At 72.3% G+C, this 21952-nt stretch carries 18 protein-coding genes; 12 read left to right on the top strand and 6 right to left on the bottom strand.

All coding sequences use genetic code 11. From position 1 onward, the window contains the following. Positions 1-62: 62 nt before the first annotated feature. Positions 63-527, bottom strand: coding sequence for an SRPBCC family protein (locus ABZ939_RS14145; RefSeq protein ID WP_361853341.1), 465 nt, complete (start codon positions 525-527; stop codon positions 63-65). A gap of 41 nt (positions 528-568) precedes the next feature. Next, a complete protein-coding gene (locus tag ABZ939_RS14140; RefSeq protein ID WP_361853338.1) occupies positions 569-1885 on the bottom strand; it encodes a diaminopimelate decarboxylase in 1317 nt (438 codons plus the stop codon). Between the two features lie 103 nt (positions 1886-1988). Between ABZ939_RS14140 and hutU the strand changes: the two genes are divergently transcribed. Genes hutU through hutI form a run of 4 tightly spaced genes read left to right on the top strand, consistent with a single transcriptional unit; the run spans position 1989 to position 7472 of the window. Then, on the top strand, positions 1989-3653 hold the full coding sequence (gene hutU, locus ABZ939_RS14135; RefSeq protein ID WP_361853335.1) for a urocanate hydratase: 1665 nt from the start codon (positions 1989-1991) through the stop codon (positions 3651-3653). 17 nt (positions 3654-3670) lie between these two features. Continuing rightward, positions 3671-4861, top strand: coding sequence for an allantoate amidohydrolase (locus ABZ939_RS14130; protein ID WP_361853900.1), 1191 nt, complete (start codon positions 3671-3673; stop codon positions 4859-4861). Next, on the top strand, positions 4852-6198 hold the full coding sequence (locus ABZ939_RS14125; protein WP_361853897.1) for a formimidoylglutamate deiminase: 1347 nt from the start codon (positions 4852-4854) through the stop codon (positions 6196-6198). Before ABZ939_RS14130 ends, ABZ939_RS14125 begins: the two co-directional genes overlap by 10 nt. A 26-nt stretch (positions 6199-6224) precedes the next feature. Next, on the top strand, positions 6225-7472 hold the full coding sequence (gene hutI / locus ABZ939_RS14120; RefSeq protein ID WP_361853332.1) for an imidazolonepropionase: 1248 nt from the start codon (positions 6225-6227) through the stop codon (positions 7470-7472). 4 nt (positions 7473-7476) lie between these two features. On the opposite strand, the gene ABZ939_RS14115 is transcribed toward hutI, so the two are convergent. Then, positions 7477-7971, bottom strand: a complete 495-nt coding sequence (locus ABZ939_RS14115) for a carboxymuconolactone decarboxylase family protein (protein WP_361853329.1) — start codon at positions 7969-7971, stop codon at positions 7477-7479. 109 nt (positions 7972-8080) lie between these two features. Next, complete coding sequence (locus ABZ939_RS14110; RefSeq protein WP_361853326.1) at positions 8081-8890, bottom strand: helix-turn-helix domain-containing protein; 810 nt, start codon at positions 8888-8890, stop codon at positions 8081-8083. 348 nt (positions 8891-9238) lie between these two features. Here ABZ939_RS14110 and ABZ939_RS14105 point away from each other — a divergent pair, with 348 nt between their 5' ends. The 8 genes from ABZ939_RS14105 (at position 9239) to ABZ939_RS14070 (ending at position 18527) form a co-directional block, all read left to right on the top strand. Continuing rightward, on the top strand, positions 9239-9928 hold the full coding sequence (locus ABZ939_RS14105; RefSeq protein ID WP_361853323.1) for an aspartate/glutamate racemase family protein: 690 nt from the start codon (positions 9239-9241) through the stop codon (positions 9926-9928). A 167-nt stretch (positions 9929-10095) separates the two neighbouring features. After that, positions 10096-11169 (top strand): GNAT family N-acetyltransferase, encoded by a 1074-nt coding sequence (locus ABZ939_RS14100; RefSeq protein WP_361853320.1) that lies wholly within the window; start codon positions 10096-10098, stop codon positions 11167-11169. A 146-nt stretch (positions 11170-11315) separates the two neighbouring features. Next, complete coding sequence (locus ABZ939_RS14095; protein WP_361853317.1) at positions 11316-12683, top strand: glycosyltransferase; 1368 nt, start codon at positions 11316-11318, stop codon at positions 12681-12683. Further along, a complete protein-coding gene (locus tag ABZ939_RS14090; protein ID WP_361853315.1) occupies positions 12680-13486 on the top strand; it encodes a polysaccharide deacetylase family protein in 807 nt (268 codons plus the stop codon). The genes ABZ939_RS14095 and ABZ939_RS14090 overlap by 4 nt, the downstream gene beginning before the upstream one ends. Positions 13487-13614: 128 nt before the next feature. Then, entirely contained in the window at positions 13615-15501 is a 1887-nt protein-coding gene (locus ABZ939_RS14085; protein WP_361853312.1) for a hypothetical protein, read from the top strand. A 30-nt stretch (positions 15502-15531) separates the two neighbouring features. Next, a complete protein-coding gene (locus ABZ939_RS14080) occupies positions 15532-15957 on the top strand; it encodes a hypothetical protein (protein WP_361853309.1) in 426 nt (141 codons plus the stop codon). Then, entirely contained in the window at positions 15954-17015 is a 1062-nt protein-coding gene (locus ABZ939_RS14075) for a glycosyl hydrolase (RefSeq protein WP_361853306.1), read from the top strand. The genes ABZ939_RS14080 and ABZ939_RS14075 overlap by 4 nt, the downstream gene beginning before the upstream one ends. 87 nt (positions 17016-17102) lie before the next feature. After that, positions 17103-18527 carry a hypothetical protein gene (locus tag ABZ939_RS14070; protein ID WP_361853304.1) on the top strand — a complete coding sequence of 475 codons (1425 nt, stop codon included), beginning with the start codon at positions 17103-17105 and terminating at the stop codon, positions 18525-18527. 69 nt (positions 18528-18596) lie between these two features. Here ABZ939_RS14070 and ABZ939_RS14065 read toward each other — a convergent pair whose 3' ends face one another. Both ABZ939_RS14065 and ABZ939_RS14060 read right to left on the bottom strand, forming a co-directional pair. Continuing rightward, positions 18597-20675 (bottom strand): lipopolysaccharide biosynthesis protein, encoded by a 2079-nt coding sequence (locus ABZ939_RS14065; RefSeq protein WP_361853301.1) that lies wholly within the window; start codon positions 20673-20675, stop codon positions 18597-18599. Continuing rightward, positions 20668-21846: a DegT/DnrJ/EryC1/StrS family aminotransferase gene (locus tag ABZ939_RS14060; RefSeq protein ID WP_361853894.1), complete on the bottom strand. Its 1179-nt coding sequence runs from the start codon at positions 21844-21846 to the stop codon at positions 20668-20670. The genes ABZ939_RS14065 and ABZ939_RS14060 overlap by 8 nt, the downstream gene beginning before the upstream one ends. Positions 21847-21952 lie beyond the last annotated feature (106 nt).

Genomic DNA, 21952 nt, shown 5'->3' with positions numbered 1-21952 from the left:
AACTCGGCGCGGGATCAGGTGCGGGCGCGGGCTCATGCGTGCGCTCAGGTGCGGGCCCGGGCTCAGGTGCGGCGCTCCACCGAGGCGGCCACGTCGTCCAGGTCCTTCGCCAGCGCCCGGCTCACCGCCTTCGCGCCGAGGCCGCTCAGCAGCTTGGCGAGGAACCCCATACGGCTCCCCTCGGCGGGCGACGCCGAGAACGTCATCCGTACCGTCGTCGCCCCGGGCCCGTCCGGGCGCAGCGCGATCTCCGAGACGTAGTGCATGCCGTGCGAGTCGGCCACCGTCACGTACCGGTCCGGCGGCTCGGCCTCGGTCACGGTCATCTCCTCCGTGGCCTCCTTGCCCAGCATCCGCCGGGTCTCGCGCCAGCGGGTGCCCACCCCGAACACGCCTTCTGTCAGCACCTCGACCCGTTCCACGCCGCTCAGGACCCGCTCCATGTCCTGCAGGTCCGTCAGCGCCTCCCAGACGGGCCCGGGGGACGCCTCGATCCGGCGTTCGACGACGACGCTCTTCGTAGCCATGGCTCCATGGAAGCACCGGGGTGGGACGAGCGCCCGCAGTGCTACGACAGCAGGGCGTCAGGCCGGTCCCCACCGGCCTCCGCGACGATCTCGTCGAGGCTCTGGGCCTTCCGTACGGGCGAGAAGACGAACCCGCCCTCGTCGTCCGCCGTGAAGCCGTGGACGGCCGGCCGGGGCAGGCTGTTGTACGCGTAGTGGTGGGCGAAGTAGTACGCGCCGGTGTCCGGCACCACGACGATGTCGTCCGGCTCCAGCAGCGGCAGCGGGCGCGCGGTGGTGAGCAGGTCGCCGGCGAAACAGGCGGGCCCCGCCACGTCCTGGACGATCTCCTCCCCCTCGCGGGGCCGGCCCTCGGAGTCGTACGCGAGAACGCGCAGCGGCCAGGAGACGGGGTCGTAGACGGCCCGGGTGGCGACCTGGACCCCCGCGTGGGTGACCGCGATGGGGCGGGCGCCCGAGGTCTTGGTGTACTCGACGCGGGCCAGGATCGTGCCGTGCTTGGCGAGCAGCGAGCGCCCGAACTCGGTGACGAGCCCGTACCGCCCGTCGAGCAGACCGGGAGCCGTCGCGGCGAGCAGCTCGGCGTACTCCGCGTAGGTCGGCGTCTCCTCGTCGGAGGCGAAGTTCACCGGCAGCCCACCGCCGATGTCGACGGTGTCGATCTGCTGCCGTCCGGCCTTGGCGTTGATCTCCTCGGCCAGTTCGTAGGCCACCGCGACCCCCTCGGCCATGAGGGCGAGCGGGATGCCCTGCGAGCCGGTGTGCGTGTGCAGCCGGCGCATCCAGGGCCGGTCCAGATATGCCTGGACGACGGCCTCCCGGGCGCCCTCGTCGCGTAGCGCCACCCCGAACTTGGAGGTGGCCGTCGCGGTGGAGAGCGCACCGATCAGGCCCGCCCCGATCTGCGGGTTCACCCGCAGACCGATCGGGCTGGCGGTCGGCGCGGAGGTGACCAGCGCGTCGATCCTGGCCAGCTCCTGGAGGTTGTCGGCGTTGACGGCGATCCCGAGGGACAGGGCCTGGCGCAGCTCGGCGGGCGTCTTGGCGGGCGAGTCGAGCACGGTACGGGACGGGGGGAGACCGGCCGCGCGGGCGAGGGCCAGCTCGCCGGGGCTCGCGACCTCGGCGCCGAGCCCGCAGTCGTACAGCAGACGCAGCACGGGCACGAGCGGGCACGCCTTCACGGCGAAGGCGTGCAGGACGGGCGCGTCGGTGACGGCGGCGAAGGCGGAGACGAGGGCGGCGGCGGAGGCGCGGATGCCGGCGGTGTCGAGGAGGGCGACGACCGGTTCGGAGGGGGAGAGGAGGCCTTGTTCGACGGCGGCTCGGACGGCCTGATCGCGACGGTGGGAAGCCATGGATCCATAGGACCACCGGGACGGGTGGCGCCGCAGCTGTTGACTACAAGTATTCATCAGGTCAGGATGTGAATAACTGATTCACATCGGAGGAGGCTGCCCCATGTCAGGACCCCGCCCCGTACGGGCCCCGCGCGGTACGGAACTGAGCGCCCTGGGATGGCAGCAGGAGGCCGCCCTCCGGATGCTGCAGAACAACCTGGACCCCGAGGTCGCCGAGCACCCCGACAAGCTCGTCGTCTACGGCGGCACCGGCAAGGCCGCCCGTGACTGGCGCTCCTTCGACGCCATGGTGCGCACGCTGCGCACCCTCAAGCAGGACGAGACGATGCTCGTCCAGTCCGGCCGCCCGGTCGGCGTCATGCAGACGCACGAGTGGGCCCCGCGCGTGCTCATCGCCAACTCCAACCTGGTCGGCGACTGGGCGAACTGGGAGGAGTTCCGGCGCCTGGAGCAGCTGGGGCTCACCATGTACGGCCAGATGACGGCCGGCTCGTGGATCTACATCGGCACCCAGGGCATCCTCCAGGGCACCTACGAGACCTTCGCCGCCGTCGCGGCCAAGAAGTTCAACGGCACCCTGGCCGGCACGATCACCCTGACCGCCGGCCTCGGCGGCATGGGCGGAGCCCAGCCGCTCGCCGTGACGATGAACGACGGCGTCGCCATCTGTATCGACGTCGACCCGCGCGCGATCGAGCGCCGCATCGAGCACCGCTACCTCGACGTGAAGGCCGACTCGCTGCAGCACGCCCTGCAGCTCGCGGTGGAGGCCCGGGACGCCCGGCGACCGCTCTCCATCGGCCTGCTCGGCAACGCGGCCGAGCTGCTGCCGCAGATGCTCGCCGAGGGCGCCCCGATCGACATCGTGACCGACCAGACGTCGGCCCACGACCCGCTCTCCTACCTGCCGGTGGGCGTCGACTTCGACGACATGGCGACGTACGCGGCCAAGGACCCGGCAGGCTTCACGACCCGCGCCCGCGAGTCGATGGCGAAGCACGTCGAGGCCATGGTCGGCTTCATGGACGCGGGCGCCGAGGTCTTCGACTACGGCAACTCGATCCGCGGCGAGGCCCAACTGGCGGGCTACGACCGTGCGTTCGCCTTCCCTGGATTCGTACCGGCGTACATCCGCCCGCTGTTCTGCGAGGGCAAGGGCCCGTTCCGCTGGGCGGCGCTCTCCGGCGAGGCGTCCGACATCCACAAGACCGACAAGGCGATCCTCGACCTCTTCCCGGAGAACGAGTCGCTGCACCGCTGGATCAAGATGGCCGGCGAGCGCGTCCACTTCCAGGGCCTGCCGGCGCGCATCTGCTGGCTCGGCCAGGGCGAGCGCGACAAGGCCGGCGCCATGTTCAACGACATGGTCGCCGACGGCACCCTCGCCGCGCCCCTCGCCATCGGCCGCGACCACCTCGACTGCGGCTCGGTCGCCTCCCCGTACCGCGAGACCGAGGCCATGCTCGACGGCTCCGACGCGATCGCCGACTGGCCGCTCCTCAACGCCATGGTCAACGTCGCCTCCGGCGCCTCCTGGGTCTCCATCCACCACGGCGGCGGCGTCGGCATGGGCCGCTCCATCCACGCGGGCCAGGTGTCCGTGGCGGACGGCACGAAGCTGGCCGGCGAGAAGATCCGACGCGTGCTCACCAACGACCCCGGCATGGGCGTCATCCGCCATGTCGACGCGGGCTACGACATCGCCGAGCGAGTCGCCGACGAGAAGGGCGTCCGCGTCCCGATGCGCGAGGGCGACTCGGCGTGAGTGCGACCTTCCACGCCATGTGGCGGTCGCTGCGGCCCATCGGCCGCAGCGCCGCCTCCGGCGGCTACCGCCGCTACGCCTGGACCGGCGCCGACGCCGACTGCCGGCTCTGGTTCCAGATGCAGGCGGAGGCCCGGCGGCTGAACTACGAGGTCGACCGCAACGGCAACCAGTGGGCCTGGCTCGGCGACCCCGCCGCCGGTGACGCGGTCGTCACCGGCTCGCACCTGGACTCCGTGCCCGACGGCGGAGCCTTCGACGGCCCCCTGGGCGTGGTGTCCGCCTTCGCCGCGCTCGACGAACTGCGCTCCCGGGGGGTCCAGTTCAAGCGCCCCTTCGCCATCACCAACTTCGGTGACGAGGAGGGCGCCCGCTTCGGACTGGCCTGCGTCGGCTCCCGCCTCACCGCCGGGAAGCTGACGAAGGAGCAGGCGTACGAGCTCCGCGACGCCGACGGCATCACCCTCCCGCAGGCGATGGAGGCCGCCGGGTACGACCCCGCGGCCATCGGCCCCGACCCCGAGCGCCTCGCCCGCATCGGCGCCTTCGTCGAACTGCATGTCGAACAGGGCCGCGCCCTGGACCTGACCGGCGACTCCGTCGGCATCGCGTCCGCGATCTGGCCGCACGGCCGCTGGCGGTACGACTTCGCCGGCGAGGCCAACCACGCCGGCACCACCCGGCTCGTCGACCGCCGCGACCCGATGCTCACCTACGCCGAGACCGTCCTCGCCGCCCGCCGCGAGGCCGAACTCGCGGGAGCTGTCGCCACCTTCGGCAAGATCGCGGTCGAGCCGAACGGCGTCAACGCCATCCCGTCCCTCGTCCGCGGCTGGCTCGACGCCCGCGCCGCCGACCAGACGGCACTGGACACCGTCACGGAGGGCATCGAGACCGCGGCCCGCGACTACGCGGACCGCCACGGCATCGACCTCACGGTCGTACGGGAGTCCTTCACACCCGTCGTCGAGTTCGCCCACGTGCTCAGGGACGAGCTGGCCGGCATCCTCGGCGAGAAGACCCCGGTCCTCGGCACGGGCGCGGGCCACGACGCGGGTATTTTGTCCGAATCGATCCCGACCGCCATGCTGTTCGTACGGAACCCCACGGGCGTCTCGCACTCCCCGGCCGAATTCGCGGCCGAGGACGACTGCGTGGCCGGGGTCCTCGCACTCGCCGACGTACTGGAAGGGCTGGCCTGCAGGTGACGACGGAGACGACGTACTGGCTGGAGCACGCCTGGCTCGACACGAACGTCGAGCCGGGCGTGGCCCTGGAGGTGGCCGACGGCCGCATCACGGCGGTACGGAAAGGCGTGGAGGTTCCACCTCCCGGCGCCGTCGTCCTGCGCGGCCTGACGATCCCCGGCCTCGCCAACGCCCACTCGCACGCCTTCCACCGCGCCCTGCGCGGCACGGTCCAGGTCGGCTCCGGCACGTTCTGGACCTGGCGCGAGGTGATGTACCAGGTGGCGTCCCGGCTGACCCCGGAGACGTACCACGCCCTCGCCCGGGCGGTGTACGCCGAGATGGCGCTCGCCGGGATCACGGCGGTCGGCGAGTTCCACTACCTCCACCACGCGCCGGGCGGCACCCCCTACGCCGACCCCAACGCGATGGGCGAGGCGCTCGTCGCGGCCGCGGCCGAGGCCGGCATCCGCATCACCCTCCTCGACACGGCGTATCTCTCCTCCGGCTTCGGCGCCGCCCCCGACAAGCACCAGCTCCGCTTCTCCGACGGCACGGCGGACGCCTGGGCGGAGCGGGTCTCGCTGCTCAAGGAGCGCGAGGGCGTGCGGATCGGCGCGGCGATCCACTCCGTACGGGCCGTCCCCGCCGACCAGCTGTCGACGGTGGCGAGCTGGGCACACGAGCGGGGCGTACCGCTGCACGTCCACCTCTCGGAGCAGACGGCCGAGAACGACGCCTGCCTCGCGGCCCACGGCCGCACCCCGACGCAGCTCCTCGCGGACCACGGTGTGCTCGGCCCGCAGACGACGGGCGTCCACAACACCCACCTCACGGACACCGACATCGCGCTCCTCGGCACCTCGACCACGGGCACCTGCATGTGCCCGACGACCGAACGCGACCTCGCGGACGGCATCGGCCCGGCCGTCGCCCTCCAGCGCGCGGGCTCCCCGCTCTCGCTGGGCAGCGACAGCCACGCGGTGATCGACATCCTGGAGGAGGCCCGGGCGATGGAGCTGAACGAGCGCCTCCGCTCCCGCACGCGCGGCCACTGGACCGCCGCGGCGCTCCTCCGGGCCGCCACCGCCGACGGCCACGCGGCCCTCGGCTGGGGCGAGGCGGGCACCCTGGAGCCGGGCGCGCTCGCCGACTTCACGACGATCGCCCTCGACTCGGTCAGGACAGCGGGACCGGTGCCGCGTCTGGCAGCCGAGACGGCGGTATTCGCAGCGTCGGCGCCGGACGTACGGCACACGATCGTGGGCGGCCGTCACGTCGTACGGGACGGGGTCCACCAGTCCGTGCCGGACGTGCCCCGGGCCCTCGCGGACTCGATCGCCGCCCTGCGCGGCTGAAGCGGCTGAAGGAGACACCTCTCACCATGAACACGGGCCCCGCGGCGAGGAACAACCCGGCGGCGACCTCCGCCCCCACGAGCGCGAACAGCGCCGTGGCGACGGCCGCCACCGCCATCGTCAACATCGCCAGCCTGGTCACCAATGACCCCTCCCTCGGTGATGGATCCCCCCTGGGCCTGATCCAGGACGCGGCCGTCGTCATCGACGGCGACCGCGTGGTCTGGGTCGGTGAATCCAGCAAAGCACCCGCCACTGACAACCGGATCGACGCCGGTGGACGGGCGGTGATCCCCGGCTTCGTGGACTCCCACTCGCACCTCGTCTTCGCGGGCGACCGCACGGCCGAGTTCAACGCGCGGATGTCCGGCCAGGCGTACAAGGCGGGCGGCATCCGTACGACGGTGGCGGCGACGCGCGCGGCGAGCGACGAGGCCCTGTCGGCGAACGTCGCCCGCTACATGGCGGAGGCCCTCGCCCAGGGCACGACCACCTTCGAGACCAAGTCCGGCTACGGCCTCACGGTCGAGGACGAGGCCCGTGCGCTGCGCATCGCCGCCGCCCACACCGACGAGGTGACGTACCTCGGCGCCCACATCGTCTCGCCCGACTACGCCGACGACCCGGCCGGGTACGTCGACCTCGTCACCGGGGAGATGCTCGACGCCTGTGCGCCGTACGCCCGTTGGGTCGACGTCTTCTGCGAGAAGGGCGCCTTCGACAGGGACCAGGCGCGGGCGATCCTCACCGCCGGAAAGGCGAAGGGCCTGCACCCGCGCGTGCACGCGAACCAGCTCTCGTACGGCCCCGGTGTCCAGCTCGCGGTGGAGCTGGACGCGGCCAGCGCCGACCACTGCACGCACCTCACGGACGCCGACGTCGACGCCCTGGCGCATTCGTCGACGGTCGCGACGCTCCTCCCGGGCGCGGAGTTCTCCACCCGCGCCCAGTGGCCGAACGCCCGCCGCCTGCTGGACGCGGGCGCGACGGTGGCCCTTTCGACGGACTGCAACCCGGGCTCGTCCTTCACGTCCTCCGTGCCGTTCTGCATCGCGCTGGCGGTACGCGACATGGGGATGACCCCGGACGAGGCGGTCTGGTCGGCCACGGCCGGCGGCGCGGCGGCCCTCCGCCGCACGGACATCGGCCGCCTGACCCCGGGCGCCTCCGCCGACCTCGCGATCCTGGAAGCCCCGTCCCACGTGCACCTGGCCTACCGCCCGGGCGTCCCCCTGGTGACGGAGGTCTGGCGCCGGGGAGCCCGCGTGGTCTGACGGGTCAGTCCCACTGCTGGTCGGCGAGGGAGGTGACCGGCTGGGGCTTGCCGATGACGGCCAGGGCGATGAAGAAGTTGATCTGGCCGATCGCGATGGTCAGGGTGGCCAGTGCCTTCTCGTCGTAGTGCTTGGCCACCTCGGCGTACAGCTCGTCGGAGACGCGCTCCTTGCCGTGCGGGGCGGGCTGGAGGGTGGCCTCGACCAGGGCGAGCGCGGCGCGCTCGGCGTCGGTGAAGTACGGGGCGTCCTGCCAGGAGGAGACGGCGGTGATGCGCTCCTCGGAGACCCCGGCCTTGCGCAGGAAGCCGGTGTTCAGGATGGTCAGGTAGGTGTTGTTCACGATCTGCCCGGCCCGCAGGTGGATCAGGTTCATCGTGGTCCGCGGCACGGAGTGGTTGCCCGTGGCCCGGAAGAGCGCGGCGCTGATGTCGTTGACCTCGGGCACGAACTCGGCGGGGTTGGGCATCCGGGAGATGGAGGGGTTGGTGTTCGTCATGGCTGATCTCCTTCAGGTTCCGCCTGGTTGGCGTCTTCACTGCACTGACGGAGGGGCGCACGCAGACGTGACAGGAATCCGGAAAGATTTTTTTCGGCGTGCTCCGGGCCTACGCCGAGGGTGGTTCCGGCCGGTGATCAGAACGATGTCCTCCGGTGCGACAGCCGCCGCAGAGCTCCCCGTCGGCGCCACGAAAGGCCCGGTCGCAGCGATCGCAGTTCTGTAGCGGCAGGAGCGTGGGCGCGGGCGGGGCGGGCGGCAGCTGTGGGGGCAGCCACTCGCGCAGACGATGCGCGAGAAGCCGCGCCGGCCATCGGATGGTCCCGGCGGGAAGCGCGCTGGTGAGGGTCCGGGTCACAGCGGCGGGGGTGATGTCACGCTCCAGCCACCGCTGGACGTCGGGCGCGAGGCGCCGGACGTCGTTCTCGGAAAGCAGCAGGCGTGGCTCGCGCTGCCGGAGGCCCGCGAGCAGAGCGGCGGCGGGGCGCAACTCCTCGGTGAGCTCGGGCACTTCCGGCTCCGGCTCAGGCGCCGGCCGGGGTTCGCGGCGGGTCGGGCGGGGGCGCTTGACCAGGTCGACCGGGTGCGGGTTGTCGTACCAGGTCGTGACCGTGGCCAGCTTGGCGTCCTCGCCCCGGACCACCTGCCGCTTCAGATACCCGGCGGCCTCCAGCTCCCGCAGCGCCCCGGCGATCCGCGACTCTCCCTCGCGGAAGCGGAGCGCGAGAACCTTGATGCCGACGAGGGAGCCGTCGGGCAGCGACTGGATGTACACCCCGACGCCGATCGCGCAGGCGGACAGCTCTTCGTGCTGAGCGAGATGGTTGCCCACGACGGTGAACTTCTCGTCGTGACGGTGACGTACGTGCGTCACTCCGGCGCGCGAGGGCGTGCGGGTACTAAACTGCGTCGCAGTCATCGGGAAGCTCCGTACTTCCTTGATGATCAGGCCCTCGACCGGGATGCCAGTCCCGCCGGGGGCCGAAATCATTTATGGCATATGCAAGTTGGCGCGACCGTACCGTGCCGACCGGCCGTTCTGCCACCTTGTCACCCGAAGGTGTGAGGTGTCGGGTTTGGACGGAAGTGGTTCTTTCCCTCGTTCCTTCAACGGGATGTCGTGGACCGCCGGTTCGCCCCGAACCGGGTCGTGGAAACCCCGGCTCCTGGCCGAGTTGTAACGGAAACTCGCTGTCGAGCCGCCGTAGCGCCGAGTCGAAATCCGGCGCATGTCAGTCAGGGTCGGACAGGCCCTAGCGTGGAGCGCATGAAGACCATCGGCCTCATCGGCGGCATGAGCTGGGAGTCCAGCGCCGTGTACTACCGCCTCCTCAACGAACGCGTCCGTGACCGCCTCGGCGGGCTGCACTCCGCCCGCTGTGTCCTGCACTCCGTCGACTTCGCCGAGATCGAGCGGCTCCAGGTCGCCGGCGAGTGGCAGAAGGCCGGCCAGGTGCTCGCCGACGCGGCCAAGGGGCTCGAAGCGGCCGGCGCCGAGCTGCTCCTCATCTGTACGAACACCATGCACAAGGTCGCGGACCAGGTGCAGGACGCCGTCGACGTGCCGCTCCTCCACCTCGGGGACGCCACAGCGCGCGCGGTCCGCGCCCAGGGGATCGCCACCGTCGGGCTCCTCGGCACCGCCTTCACCATGGAGCAGGACTTCTACCGCGACCGGCTCGCCTCCCACGGCCTCACCGTCCTCGTGCCCGACGCCGACGACCGTGCCGCCGTCCACCGGATCATCTACGAGGAGCTGTGTCTCGGGGTCGTGAACGAGACCTCCCGCGCGGCGTACACGCAGGTCATCGAGCGGCTCGTCACCGCCGGCGCCGAAGGCGTGATCCTCGGCTGCACCGAGATCGAGCTGCTCGTGCGCCCCCAGGACAGCCCGGTCCCCGTGTTCCCCACGACCCGTATCCACGCCGAGGCGGCGGTCGACGACGCCCTCAACTGACATGCCCCATTAGTCGCTTGATCACCACGAATTCCCCTCAGTCACAGAGTGGTCGAGTAGCCCTGTCCCGGAGGGTTTTCGACCGGTAACGTCCTGTACCGGCAGGACTCAGGGGGGAAGACCGGGGGGTCGGAGAGTTGAGCGCTGTCCGTACACAGGGCACATGTGTGCAGATCGTCGAACCGGGGGAGTTGACCGCACGCGAGACCGAGGCGTGGCGCGAGCTGCGTGACAAGTCGGGCGCGCCCGACAACCCCTTCATGGGGCCGGAGTTCACCATGGCCGTCGCCGCCGTGCGGCCCCGCGCCCGGGTGGCCGTGTGGCGGGAGGACGGCGAGCCCGTCGGCTTCTTCCCGTACGAGAAAGGCCCGTTCGGGCACGGCCGGGCCGTCGGCCTGGGGGTCTCCGACTGTCAGGGCGCCGTCCTCCGGCCAGGACTCAGCCCGTCGGCCCGGGCGCTGCTGCGCGTCTGCGGGCTCTCCGCCTGGGAGTTCGACAACCTGGAGGCCGGGCAGCGGACCTTCGAGGGCGCGGCGGCCGAGTCGTTCGCCTCTCCCGTCATCGACGTCGGCGAGGGCTACGCGGCGTACGAAGCAGTGCTGCGCACCCAGTCGCCGAAGTTCCTCAAGACCACGCTCGCCAAGGAGCGCAGGCTGGGGCGGCAGGTGGGGGAGACCCGGTTCGTCTTCGACGAGCGCGATCCGGCCGCCCTGAGCACGCTCATGGAGTGGAAGTCCGCCCAGTACCGCAGGACGGGACGCCGCGACCGCTTCGCCAAGGAGTGGATCAACACCCTGGTCCGGCGGCTGCACGAGCTGCGCACGCCGGGCTGCTCCGGTGTCCTGTCCGTGCTGTACGCCGGTGAGCGGCCGGTCGCCGCCCACTTCGGGCTGCGCTCGTCGACCGTCCTGTCCTGCTGGTTCCCTTCGTACGACCTCGAGTTCGCCAAGTACTCGCCGGGGCTGATCCTGCATCTGCGGATGGCGGAGGCCGCCGCGGCGGCCGGTATCGGGATGCTCGACCTCGGGCGGGGCGCCGCCGAGTACAAGGACGCCCTGAAGACCGGCGAACTGACCGTGTACGAAGGGTCGGTGGTCCGGGCGGGGGTGCGCGCCGGGCTCTACTGGCTCTCCCGCGAGCCGTCCCGCCGCGCCCACAGCTTCGTGCGGAACCGGCCGGCACTCGCCGCGCGGGGCCGCCGCACCCTCAACCGGCTCGCCCGCCTGCGCCCCGGTGGCTAGGTCGTGTCCGACCCTGATCCGCCGGACAAGCCCCAGGGCCTGCCCGGCGGGGCCGGCCCCGAGTGGCCCGGCTCCGAGCGCCTCGCCCGGCCCGTACCGGCGGCCTTCCGTACGCACGCGTCAGCTCATCTCCGCGGGGGACCCGAATGAACCGCAACCGCACGCAGGCCCTCTCCGTCGCCGACCTCGATCTCGCCTCGCCCGACGGACCCGTCCTCTCCTTCCGTCCCGCACCCGGCGGCCCGCCCGCCGTGGCCGGTGACGTCTACGCGCTCGTCCGGCTCCGCGGCCGGCCCGCCGCCACCGTGCTCGGGCACGTCCCCGAAGGCGCCGACCCCGCCGAGGTGCTGGCCGCGCTCGCCCGGCCCCGGCTCACCCGCCCCGCCGGCGAACCCGAAGCCTCCGGCGGCGAACCCGAAGACCCCGCTAGCGCCCCCGCAGCCTCCGCCGGCGAAACCGCAGCCTCCGCGAACGAACCCGCAGCCCCCGCGAACGGCTCCGCAGTCCCCTCCGACCGGCCCGAGAGCGTCCCGCCGCGCGCCAGCGTCGTCGTCGCCACCCGCGACCGCGCCGACCAGCTCGCCCGCGCCCTGGACTCCCTCCTCGACCAGGACCATCCCGATTACGAGATCGTCGTCGTCGACAACGCGCCCCGCAGCAGCGACACGGAACAGCTCGTCGCGAACAAGTACGGCGGCCGCGTCACGTACGTCCGCGAGGACACCCCCGGGCTCGCCGTCGCCCACAACACCGGCCTGGCCCACGCTCGCGGGGAGGTCGTCGCCTTCACCGACGACGACGTGGTCGCCGATCCGCACTGGCTGACCGCCCTCACCGCGCCCTTCGCCGCCGACCCGCGGCTCGGCTGCGTCACCGGCCTCATCCTGCCCGCCCGGCTGCGCACCCCGGCCCAGATCCTCCTCGAGTCCCACGGCGGCTTCGCCAAGGGATTCGCGCCCCGGCTGTACGACCCGCTGCGCCCGCCCGCCGACGAACCGCTCTTCCCGTTCACCGCGGGCAGCTTCGGTTCCGGCGCCAACATGGCCTTCCGGGCCTGGGCGCTGAAGGCCGCCGGCGGCTTCGACCCGGCCACCGGCACCGGCACGGCCGCCCGGGGCGGGGACGACCTGTACGCCTTCGTCGCCGTCCTCTCCGCCGGGTTCCGGCTCCGCTACACCGCCGACGCCCTGGTCTGGCACCACCACCGCGAGACCTGGCAGGACCTGCGGAACCAGGCGTACGGCTACGGCGCCGGCCTCACCGCGTACCTCACCGCCACCCTGGTGCGCCGGCCCGCGCTGCTGCCCGCGCTCCTCGCCCGGCTCCCCCGCGGCCTCGTGTACGCGAAGAACATGACCGCCCACCGGGAGGCGGCCGGCGGCGGCGTCCCCGGCGAGCACGGTGCCCCCACCCATCCCTGGCCTCGCAGCCTCTCCCGACTGGAGCGACGCGGCATGATCTACGGACCGATCGGCTACGCCAAGGCCCGCCTCCGGATGCGGGGCGCGAGATGAGCGCGCCCGCCCACACCCGGATCCCCGTCCTGCTCTACCACGCCGTGATGGACGACCCGCCCGAGTGGATCGCCGAATTCACCGTCACACCGAAGGAGTTCGGGGCCCAGTTGGACGCGATCGTCGACAGCGGACGCACTCCCGTCACCGTGGGCACGCTCGCCGACCACTTCGCCCGGCGCGCACCGCTGCCGCCCCGGCCCGTCGTCCTGACCTTCGACGACGGCTTCGCCGATCTTCCGGGGCCGACCGCCGAGGCGCTCGCCGCGCGCGAGCTGCCGGCCACCGCGTATCTGACCACGGGGGCGATCACCCCGGGCCGGGCGTGCCTGCTGCCGCCCGCGCCGATGATGTCGCTGAGCCAGGCGCCGCGCCTCGAGGAGTACGGGATGGAGGTGGGCGGCCATACGGTCACCCACCCGCAGCTCGACACCCTGCGGCCGGGGGACCTCAGGCGCGAGCTGCGCGAGTCGAAGTCCGTCCTGGAGGACGTGCTCGGGCACGAGGTCCGTCATCTCGCCTACCCGCACGGCTACAACAGCCCGGCCGTGCGCCGCGCCGCCGCGGCCGCCGGGTACGTCTCGGCCGTCGCCGTCCGGCACGCCCTCAGCTCGGAGACGGACGAGCCGTACCGGATCGCCCGGCTGATCCTGCGCCGCGGCCACACCGTCGCCGACATCGAGAACTGGATGGAGGGCCGCGGTGCCAAGGCGGCGCCGTATCCGGACTCGCTGCCGACGGTCGGCTGGCGCATGTACCGCAGGGCCCGCGCGCTGCTCAACGGGCCGGAGTTCGCGGGCTGACCCGAGCCCGGCAGTGATCGACAACTCCCGTATCGGGTAAGGGAGTTGAATACGCGTACAAAGGCGAAGTCCGTTCCTATACTTCGCTGAAGGGGACAGTTCGTGGGGTTCGTGGGGGGAGTGCCACCGTGCAGCAACGTGTGTCCGCACCGGCCGCCGGAAGCGGTGTGCCGTCTCCTCCCGACGCCCGGGCGCCCGAGTCGGGGCCGGCCACCCGGTCACGCTCCCTCCCGGGCCCGCAGACCGTCTTCAGCGTGCTGCCGCTGCTCGTGGCCGCCGCGCTCTGGCTGTACGCGCTGCCCCGGATCGGCTTCCGCGACATCGCCGACTACGGTCTCCTCGACCGGTTCCCGCTCGCGTACTACGCCTCTCTCGCCGTTCTGACCTGCGGCTTCCTGGTCACCTTGCGTCGGGCCGGGACCGCGCCCTGGTGGCCGGCGGCGTACAGCGTCGCGATGCTGGTGGCGCTCAAGGCGCCGCCGGCGGTCCTCTACGACTCCGTGCGCTACGCCTGGGCGTCCAAGCACGACGCCGTGATCAGCAGGCTGCTCGTCGAGGGCACCGTGTACCCGCAGCGCGAGCTGTCCGGCGGCATGTCCGCCTACGACCAGTGGCCCGGGTTCTTCTCGCTGGACGCGGCGCTCGTCCGCGCCTTCGGCGTGGACTCGGCGGCCTCCTTCATCAACTGGGCGCCGGTCGCCCTCGGCCTGCTCACCCTGCCCGTCCTGCTGCTGATCTACCGCACCTTCAGCGACGACTGGCGGCTGGTGTGGACCGGAGTGTGGATCTTCCAGCTGGCCAACTGGGTCGGCCAGGACTATCTCTCCCCGCAGGGCTTCTCGTACCTGCTCTATCTGACCGTCTTCGCCGTGGTCGTCCGGCACTTCGTCCGGCCCGGCTCCGCGGGACGGCTGCGCGACCGCACCACGCTCGACCCGGCCGCGGCCGCCGTGCCGCCGCCCACGACGCTCAGGCAGCGCGCGATCTGCGTCCTGATCATCGCCCCGCTCATCGCGACCATCAACGCCTCGCACCAGCTCACCCCGGTGATGCTCTGCGCCACGCTGTTCGCGCTCTGTCTCACCCGCCGCTACCGCAACATCGGGCTGCTCGTCGTCACCGGACTCATCATGCTGGCCTGGGACCTCACCATGGGCCGGGTGCTCTTCCTGGAGACCATGAGCACGCTGAAGGACTCGGCCGGCGACCTGCTCTCCAACTCCCGTGCCGGATACGCGGGAGAGCCCACGGGGCCCGGCCCGGAGCTGGTCGGCACCGCCAACATCCTCATGGTGCTCGCCCTCGCCGCGCTCGCGGGCACGGCCGTCCTGCTGCGCCGCAGACTCGTACGCAGCGCCCTGCCGCTGCTGCTCGCCGCCGCCGCGCCCGTCCCGATGTTCGCCGTCAACGACTACGGCGGCGAGATGCTCTTCCGCGTCTACCTCTTCGGACTGCCCGGCACGGCGTTCTTCGCCGCGGCCGCCCTCGTCCCCGCAGCGGGCGCCGTCGGCAGGAAGGCGGTCTTCGCGCGCCGTACCGCCGCCGTCGCGCTGCCGCTCGCCGTCACCGCCCTGCTGGCCGGCTTCCTGCCCTCGTACTACGGCAAGGAGGGCATGCACTACGCCCCGCCGGCCGAACTGGCCCTCACCCGGCGCGCCTACGACCGGGCCCCCGACGGCGCGCTGATCCTCGCCACCACCGGCTCCTTCCCGGGCGCCTACTACCGCTACGACCACTACGAGCGCTGGTTCTTCACCGAGCAGGAAGTCCCCGAGAACCTGAAGATGCTCGAGGACCCGGCGGGCTACCTCGCCCGGGGCATCCCCGAGGGGCGCCCCGCGTTCGTCGTCCTCACCCCGACCCAGGAGAAGGCCGTCATCGGCGAGGGCTATCTGCCGCCCGGCAGCTTCCGGACCCTGCGCGAGGACCTCAAGCGCTCCCCGCTCTTCCGAGTGGTGGAGGAGAGCGAGCACGGGCTCGTCCTGGAGTACCGGCCGCCGTCCACCGCTTCCTGACCGACCGCAACCGAGCACCAGGAGTACGCCATGGCCCACGCCCACCTCCAGCTCAGAGCGGCCCTGGCGGCCTCCGGCTGGCTCGCGCTCGGCGCGACCGCACTGCCCGGCGGCTCCCCGCTGCGGTGGATCCCCGTCCTCGCGTTCGTGGCCCTCGCGCCCGGCCTCGCGCTGCTCCACCCGCAGCCGGGCGGACTGCGCCCGGGGGCCCGGCTGGAGGCGCTGGCGCTCGCCGCGCCGGTCAGCCTCTCGCTCGCCGCGCTCGCCGCGACCTCCCTGTTCCTGGTGGAGGCGTTCTCCACGACCGCCTTCCTGGTCGCCCTGGCCGCCTTCGTGACCGTCGTCGCCCTCCTGCCGGGCGTGCCGCTGCCCGCCGCCACGCGGGGCGCCGTCGAGCGCGAGAGCAGCCGCACCCGGGCGGTCCGGGCCAAACGAAAGCCCGGTGACGGGCGATGAGCGGACGCCATGCCGAACCGCAGCGGCGGGCGCACACCGCCGTCGCCCTCGCCGCCGTCGCCGCGCTCGCCGCGGGGATAGGGGTCTGGGCCACCAGCGCCGACGGCTCCGACCGCTGCGCCCCCGACGCCGGCCTCGTCCTGCCCTGCGGAGCCTGGTGGGGCGCCTACATCCCGTACGACGGCGACAGCTCGCTCACCCGGCCCGTGTACGCCTTCGAGAAGAAGATCGGGCGCAAGCTCGACCTCGTCTACACGTACCACGACATGTCGAGGAACCCCGTCGACGGCGAACTCCTCACCCCCGACGAGCAGGAACTGGGCCGCGAACGGCTGCTGATGCTGGCCTGGGAGTCCACCGTCTGGAAGGAGAAGCACCACGCCAACTGGAGCGAGAACCAGCTCGGCTGGAAGAACATCGCCTCCGGGATGTACGACGAGTCGATCATCGACCCGCAGGCGCGGCGCATCAAGGCGTACGGCAAGCGGGTCTTCTTCTCCTTCGACCAGGAGACCGACTTCCGCATCAGGGAGGGGGCGGGGACCCCCGAGGAGTACGTCGCCGCCTACCGCCACCTGCGGGACCGCTTCGAGGAGTTGGGCGTCCGCAACGTGGTGTGGGTGTGGACCGTCTCCGGCTATCTCGGCAACGCGGACACGATGAAGGCGCTCTACCCGGGTGACGAGTACGTCGACTGGATCGGCATGGACCAGTACAACTACTACCAGTGCCACAAGTCTCCCAACTGGCTTGATTTCGAAGCAAGTCAGCGGCCGAGCTACGAGTGGCTGCGCAAGAACATCTCCGCGAAGAAGCCCCTCATGCTGTCGGAGTTCGCCACCGCGCCCGATCCGGGCCGGCCGGAGCGGCAGCGCGAGTGGTACGAGCAGATCCCCGAGGTGGCCCCGAAGCTGCCGAAGGTCCGGGCGTACGTCCACTGGAACCGGGCCGTACCGGGGCCGAACTGCGATCTGACCGTCAACTCCGGCCCCGCGCTCGAGGGATACAAGGCGGCGGGCCTGGATCCGTACTTCAGGCAGCGCGTCCCGCGCCATTAGCGGAGCCTATGCTTCTGCCTGGTGATCACGCGGGTCCATCCGCCGAGTCACCCCATTTACGCGTAACAGGCGGAAAGCAACGGGGACATGAACAAGTACACAGTGATGGCGGCAGGTCTCGTCCTGTCGCTCGGGCTCGTCGCGGGCTGCGGTTCCTCCGAGGGTCCTGAAGCCGGCAAGGCCCCGGAGAAGGGTGCCTCGGAAGTGCCGAAGGGCGCCCCGAAGGCGGAGGGCCCGGTCTACGGCGGCCCCGCGATACCCGGGCTGGCCGACAAGCAGGCGTGGAGCCTGCCGCGTGCCGACGCCATCGACCTCGGCGACGCCTTCCTCTTCGTCAAGACCGGCGCCGGCGAGTACGCATCGGGCGGGGGCTACAAGGACGACCCGCTCGACGGCACGACCGGCCTCCTCCACTCCACCGATCAACCGGGCCCGGTCAACCTGGAGTTCCGCGATGTGAAGACCGGAGCCGTGCGGAAGACCCTCAAGGTGACGGCCGACCGTGTCGCCGCCACGACCTGGCGCGACGGCGTGCCGGCGTTCGAGGTCCGCACCACCAGTACGACGGAGTCGGACGGGCTGAGCGCGGAGGGCACCACCACCACGATCACCGTCTACGGGAGCGACGGCACCGAGCTGGGCAAGGCCGAGCACAAGGGCGACACCCCCTTCCACGTCCACGAGGGCCATCTGATCGAGCAGGCGGACCAGGCGACGCTCCAGCTCACCCCGATCGGCGGCGGGCAGCCCCGCAAGGTCACCTGCGGCGGGCTCCAGGCGAGCTGCTCGTTCGACCCCCGCAACAAGGACATCGACGGCGGCTCGGGCCACGCCCCGCTCATCACCGGCAAGTACACCTTCCACGTGAACAACGGATCCACGTACGAGACGGATCCGGAAGAGCTCGTGATGTCCGACCTCGCCACCGGCAAGAAGGTCTGGAGCAGCGCGGACGTCACCCCGCCCAAGGGCGTGGAGCTCGACGACAAGGGCGTGCGGACCAGCGGCAGCATCCGCGTCCTCGACGTCCGCGACGGCCGGATCCTCACCGCGTGGGGTGCCGGTGCCTTCCTGACCGACACATGGGTCACGGCGACGTACGACCTGGCGAGCGGCAAGCAGATCGGCGGCTCCACGAGGTACGCCTACGAGGACTTCCCCGGTGACACGATCAACACCGAGGGGTCGTCGGTCTTCTCCGCCGACCACCAGCTCGCCGCGGCCGCCACCGAGAAGGGCACCGCCGTGTGGCAGGTCGCGGACGGCAAGGAGGTCTGGGCGCAGAAGGAGGGCGAGAAGCTGATGACGCCGCTGCGCCTCTCCCCGAACGGCGGTGTGCTGTACGGCACGACGGAGGAGAGCGATGACACCGTGCTCGCGGTCGACGCCCGCACGAAGAAGGTCCTCGTGAAGGACCTGCCGTCGGACAACGTCCCGCTGTTCTCCAAGCAGTCCGGCTACGGCTACGTCAGCACCGACGCCGGCTTCTTCGTGTTCCCCACGGCCGGTTAGTCCTCCCGGCTGCCCCGGAGTCCCGGCTGCCCCGGAGCCCCGCCGGCTCCGGGGCGGTGCGGCTCGCGGTCAGCGGGGCCTGAGCCCGCGCACCGCGACCGCCGCCATGGTGGCCCCGCACAGTCCCAGCAGGACGGGCAGCGGGGCCGCCGCGAAGGCGTGCTGGGCGGCCCAGCCCGCCCACACCAGGACCCAGACCACGCAGACTGTGGTCCGCCCCCCGGCGCCGAGGGCCCGCAGCAGCACCGCCATGAGCAGCAGGCACAGCCCCTGGGCCGCGATCGGCAGCACCGGAAGCGCGGGGTCCGGGACCAGGCCCAGGCCGGGACCCGTCGCCGGGTCCGGGTGGACGCCGAGCAGCGGCGGCGCGGTGTGCAGGGCGAGGAAGGTGGCGAGCAGGATCGTCGCGGCGAGCAGCGGACGGATCCGGCGCAGCGACACCACGGCCACGTGCAGCACGATCAGCAGGATGCCCGCCGTGAGCGTGACCGGGGGCAGTGCGCTGATCAGCCGCGTCCCGGACAGATGGTCCAGGCCCAGGCTGCCCGCGCGGGCGAGCGGGATCCAGAAGAGGCCGGTGGCGAGGCCGAGGAGCAGCCACAGCCAGGTCGCCGCCCCGTCGTCCCCCGAGGCACCGGGGTCCGGAGCGCGCACCGGCTCGCGCTCCGGCCGCGGTACGTACACCGGCAGCCCGAAGGCCGGCGTCACCGTGTCCGCCGCGGCGCCCCCGCGCGCCCACTCCGCCTCGTAACCACCCTGCTCGGCGGCGCGCCGCGCCCAGCTCGTGCCGTACTCGATCTCCCGCCCCTGCTTGCCCCGCCGCGGCGTGCGGCCCTTCAGGGCGGCCCGCAGGCCGGGCGCGGAGGCCGCCGCCATCAGCGTCATCGAACCGAGCATGGCGAGCCCGGCGCCGGAGATCCCGACCGGGCCGAGGAGCAGGGCCGCGCTGCCCAGGACGAGGACGCACATCGCGCCCTGGAGGGCGGCGAGCGCGCCGGTGCGCCCCTGGACGCGCAGCACGCCGATGTACAGCTCGACGGCGACGCGGGGGAGCGCGGCGGCGGCGAGCAGCCGCAGGACCATCGTGCCGTGCTCTGCGTAGTCCGCGCCGAACGGGGAGAGGATCAGCGGGGCGAAGACGACGAGGACGAGGACGACGGGGACCAGCAGCAGCGCCATGCGCCGCAGCGCGCCGCGGACGCCCTCGGCGAGGGACTCCGGGCTGTGCGAGGCGTGCGCGGTGAGCGAGGAGGCCATGTTGATGGCCATGAACTCCATCGTGCCGCCGACGGTGTACGCGGTGTAGAAGAACGCGTTGTGCGCGGCGTCGAAGCGGACGGCGACCATCACCGGCAGCAGATTGATCATGGCGAGGCTGAACAGGGCGCCGACGGAGTCCCCGGCCATGAAGCGGCCGATCTCGCGCATGGCGGGCGGCTCGCGGTCGCGGTCGGCGCGGGCCTGGCTGGGGATGAGCCGGCGGAAGACGAGCCAGCCGAGCGGGACGACGGAGAGGGCGATCGCCGCCGACCAGGAGACGAAGACGCCGAGGACCGGCATGGTGGTGGCGAAGGCGACGAGCAGCAGCAGCTTGCCGATGGAGAAGCCTGCGTTGCCGACGGGCACCCAGAACGCGCGTCTGAGCCCGGTGAGGACGCCGTCCTGGAGGGTGAGGAGCGCCCAGCCCACGCAGGAGGCGGTGAAGAACAGCCCGGCGGAGAGCGTGCCGAGCGGCGCGTACGAGGGGCCCCACCAGTCGAGGGTGAGCAGGAAGATCCCGCAGGCCAGCGCGACGACGACCGAGCTGACGAGATAGATCCGGCGGACCAGGGGGCCGGTGGTCCGGCCGGCCCGTGGCACGTAGCGGACGACGGCGCCGATCATCGTGGTCGCGGTGATCGAGGCGAGCAGCCGCTGCGCGGCGATGGCGGCGGAACCCTGCCCGACGGCCTCCTCGGTGTAGTAGCGGGCGGCGACCAGCCAGAAACCGAGCCCGAGCGCGGCCGAGACGCCCGTGGACAGCATGAGGGCGTACGCGTTGCGGAACATGGAGTCCCCACCGGAGCCGGTCCCGGTCGCGGGGGCCTCCGGTCCGTCCGTGTCGCCGCCGACCGCGTCGGGTTTCCGCACCCGTGTGGTGTCAGCCACCGTCCGGACCCTGCACCCCGGTGCCGAAGCCGGCCGGGGGGCGTACGGCCCTGATCCCCGCCGCGCGCAGCACCTCGATCACCTCGTCCGCGCGCCGCGGGTCCACCGGCAGGGCGTGGCGGGCGAACCAGGCGGCCGGTTCGGGGGCGGGGGAGGGGTCGGTGAACAGGTCGCCCGCGTAGGTGTCGAGCGGCGGGTCGTAGAGGTAGCCGGTGACGATCCGGCGGCGGGCGAGCGCGGCGATGGCCGCGTCCCGGTCCTCGACGAGCAGCGGGACCCGGAACAGCGGCTGGGCCTCACCCGGGCCGCCACCGGGACCCCATTCGCTCGCGAGCAGCCGTTCCGTACCGGCCCGGTGTGCGGCGAGGGTGGCGTCGAGGCGGGCGAGGAGCCGTCCGGTGCGGCGCAGCCGCCCGGGCCCCGGGCCGAGGCGGTAGTCGTGCATGTCGACGCGGGCCCAGGAGTGGAAGGGCGCGAGGCCCGGCGCGGCGGCGAGGGCCTGCTTCAGCTCGCCGGCCCGCAGCGGCATGCGGATCTCCTCGCGTTCCTGCCGGCCGAGCAGCCGGAGCGTGGCGTGCGCGGCCTTCACCAGCCGCAGCCCGCGCACGGCCGCCTCCGCGTACGGCCGTACGAGGTAGGCGAGTTCGGCGGCCGTACGCGACGGGTGCAGCAACTCGTCCCGCGCGGCGGCCAGTTCCCCGCGCAGGGCCGGGTCCGCGACCGTGAGGAAGCCGCCGGTCTTGGCGCCGGTGTGCTTGGAGAGGCTGAAGACGGACGCCTCGCCCCAGGTGCCGACCGGCCGGCCGCCGACCACCGATCCGATCGCGTGGGCGGCGTCCTCCAGGAGGGGGATCCCCAACGCGTCGCAACGGGCCCGCAGTTCGGGGGCCGGGTCGGGATTGCCGTACAGATTGGTGGTCAGGACGGCGGAGAGCCCGCGCCAGACCGACTCGGGCACGGCGGCCGTGTCGATCGAGCCGTCGCGCGGGTCGAGCGGCGCCTGGACGGGACGCAGTCCGGCGGCGAGCACCACGAAGAAGATGACGTCGTCGTTGACCGGGGACATCAGCACGCGTCCGCCGGGTCTGCACCAGTGGCGCAACGCCAGATAGAGACCGAAGCGGCACGAGGGCACGTGGAGGCACTCCCTGCCCCCCAGCCGGCCACGCATCCGCTCTTCCAGTTCCGCGTACGCAGAAACCATGCGATTCCCCCCTGAACCCCGGGCTCAATGTGTCCCATTCCGGGTGGTCCGTCAATAACGCGGAAGGGCCCGT

The sequence above is a fragment of the Streptomyces sp. NPDC046712 genome (assembly GCF_040645695.1).
In the GTDB taxonomy this organism is placed as follows: Bacteria; Actinomycetota; Actinomycetes; order Streptomycetales; family Streptomycetaceae; genus Streptomyces.
Note: the sequence above shows the minus strand (reverse complement) of the source record. Positions and strands in the feature narration are given on the sequence as shown.

What these genes read in the sequence shown, in the direction of transcription:
- ABZ939_RS14075 (WP_361853306.1), top strand. Translation starts at nt 15,954, where the DNA reads ATGAGCGGACGCCATGCCGAACCGCAGCGGCGGGCGCACACCGCCGTC.
- ABZ939_RS14080 (WP_361853309.1), top strand. Translation starts at nt 15,532, where the DNA reads ATGGCCCACGCCCACCTCCAGCTCAGAGCGGCCCTGGCGGCCTCCGGC.
- ABZ939_RS14105 (WP_361853323.1), top strand. Translation starts at nt 9,239, where the DNA reads ATGAAGACCATCGGCCTCATCGGCGGCATGAGCTGGGAGTCCAGCGCC.
- ABZ939_RS14090 (WP_361853315.1), top strand. Translation starts at nt 12,680, where the DNA reads ATGAGCGCGCCCGCCCACACCCGGATCCCCGTCCTGCTCTACCACGCC.
- ABZ939_RS14095 (WP_361853317.1), top strand. Translation starts at nt 11,316, where the DNA reads ATGAACCGCAACCGCACGCAGGCCCTCTCCGTCGCCGACCTCGATCTC.
- ABZ939_RS14115 (WP_361853329.1), bottom strand. Translation starts at nt 7,971, where the DNA reads ATGACGAACACCAACCCCTCCATCTCCCGGATGCCCAACCCCGCCGAG.
- ABZ939_RS14110 (WP_361853326.1), bottom strand. Translation starts at nt 8,890, where the DNA reads ATGACTGCGACGCAGTTTAGTACCCGCACGCCCTCGCGCGCCGGAGTG.
- hutU (WP_361853335.1), top strand. Translation starts at nt 1,989, where the DNA reads ATGTCAGGACCCCGCCCCGTACGGGCCCCGCGCGGTACGGAACTGAGC.
- ABZ939_RS14140 (WP_361853338.1), bottom strand. Translation starts at nt 1,885, where the DNA reads ATGGCTTCCCACCGTCGCGATCAGGCCGTCCGAGCCGCCGTCGAACAA.
- ABZ939_RS14130 (WP_361853900.1), top strand. Translation starts at nt 3,671, where the DNA reads ATGTGGCGGTCGCTGCGGCCCATCGGCCGCAGCGCCGCCTCCGGCGGC.
- ABZ939_RS14070 (WP_361853304.1), top strand. Translation starts at nt 17,103, where the DNA reads ATGAACAAGTACACAGTGATGGCGGCAGGTCTCGTCCTGTCGCTCGGG.
- ABZ939_RS14145 (WP_361853341.1), bottom strand. Translation starts at nt 527, where the DNA reads ATGGCTACGAAGAGCGTCGTCGTCGAACGCCGGATCGAGGCGTCCCCC.
- hutI (WP_361853332.1), top strand. Translation starts at nt 6,225, where the DNA reads ATGAACACGGGCCCCGCGGCGAGGAACAACCCGGCGGCGACCTCCGCC.
- ABZ939_RS14060 (WP_361853894.1), bottom strand. Translation starts at nt 21,846, where the DNA reads ATGCGTGGCCGGCTGGGGGGCAGGGAGTGCCTCCACGTGCCCTCGTGC.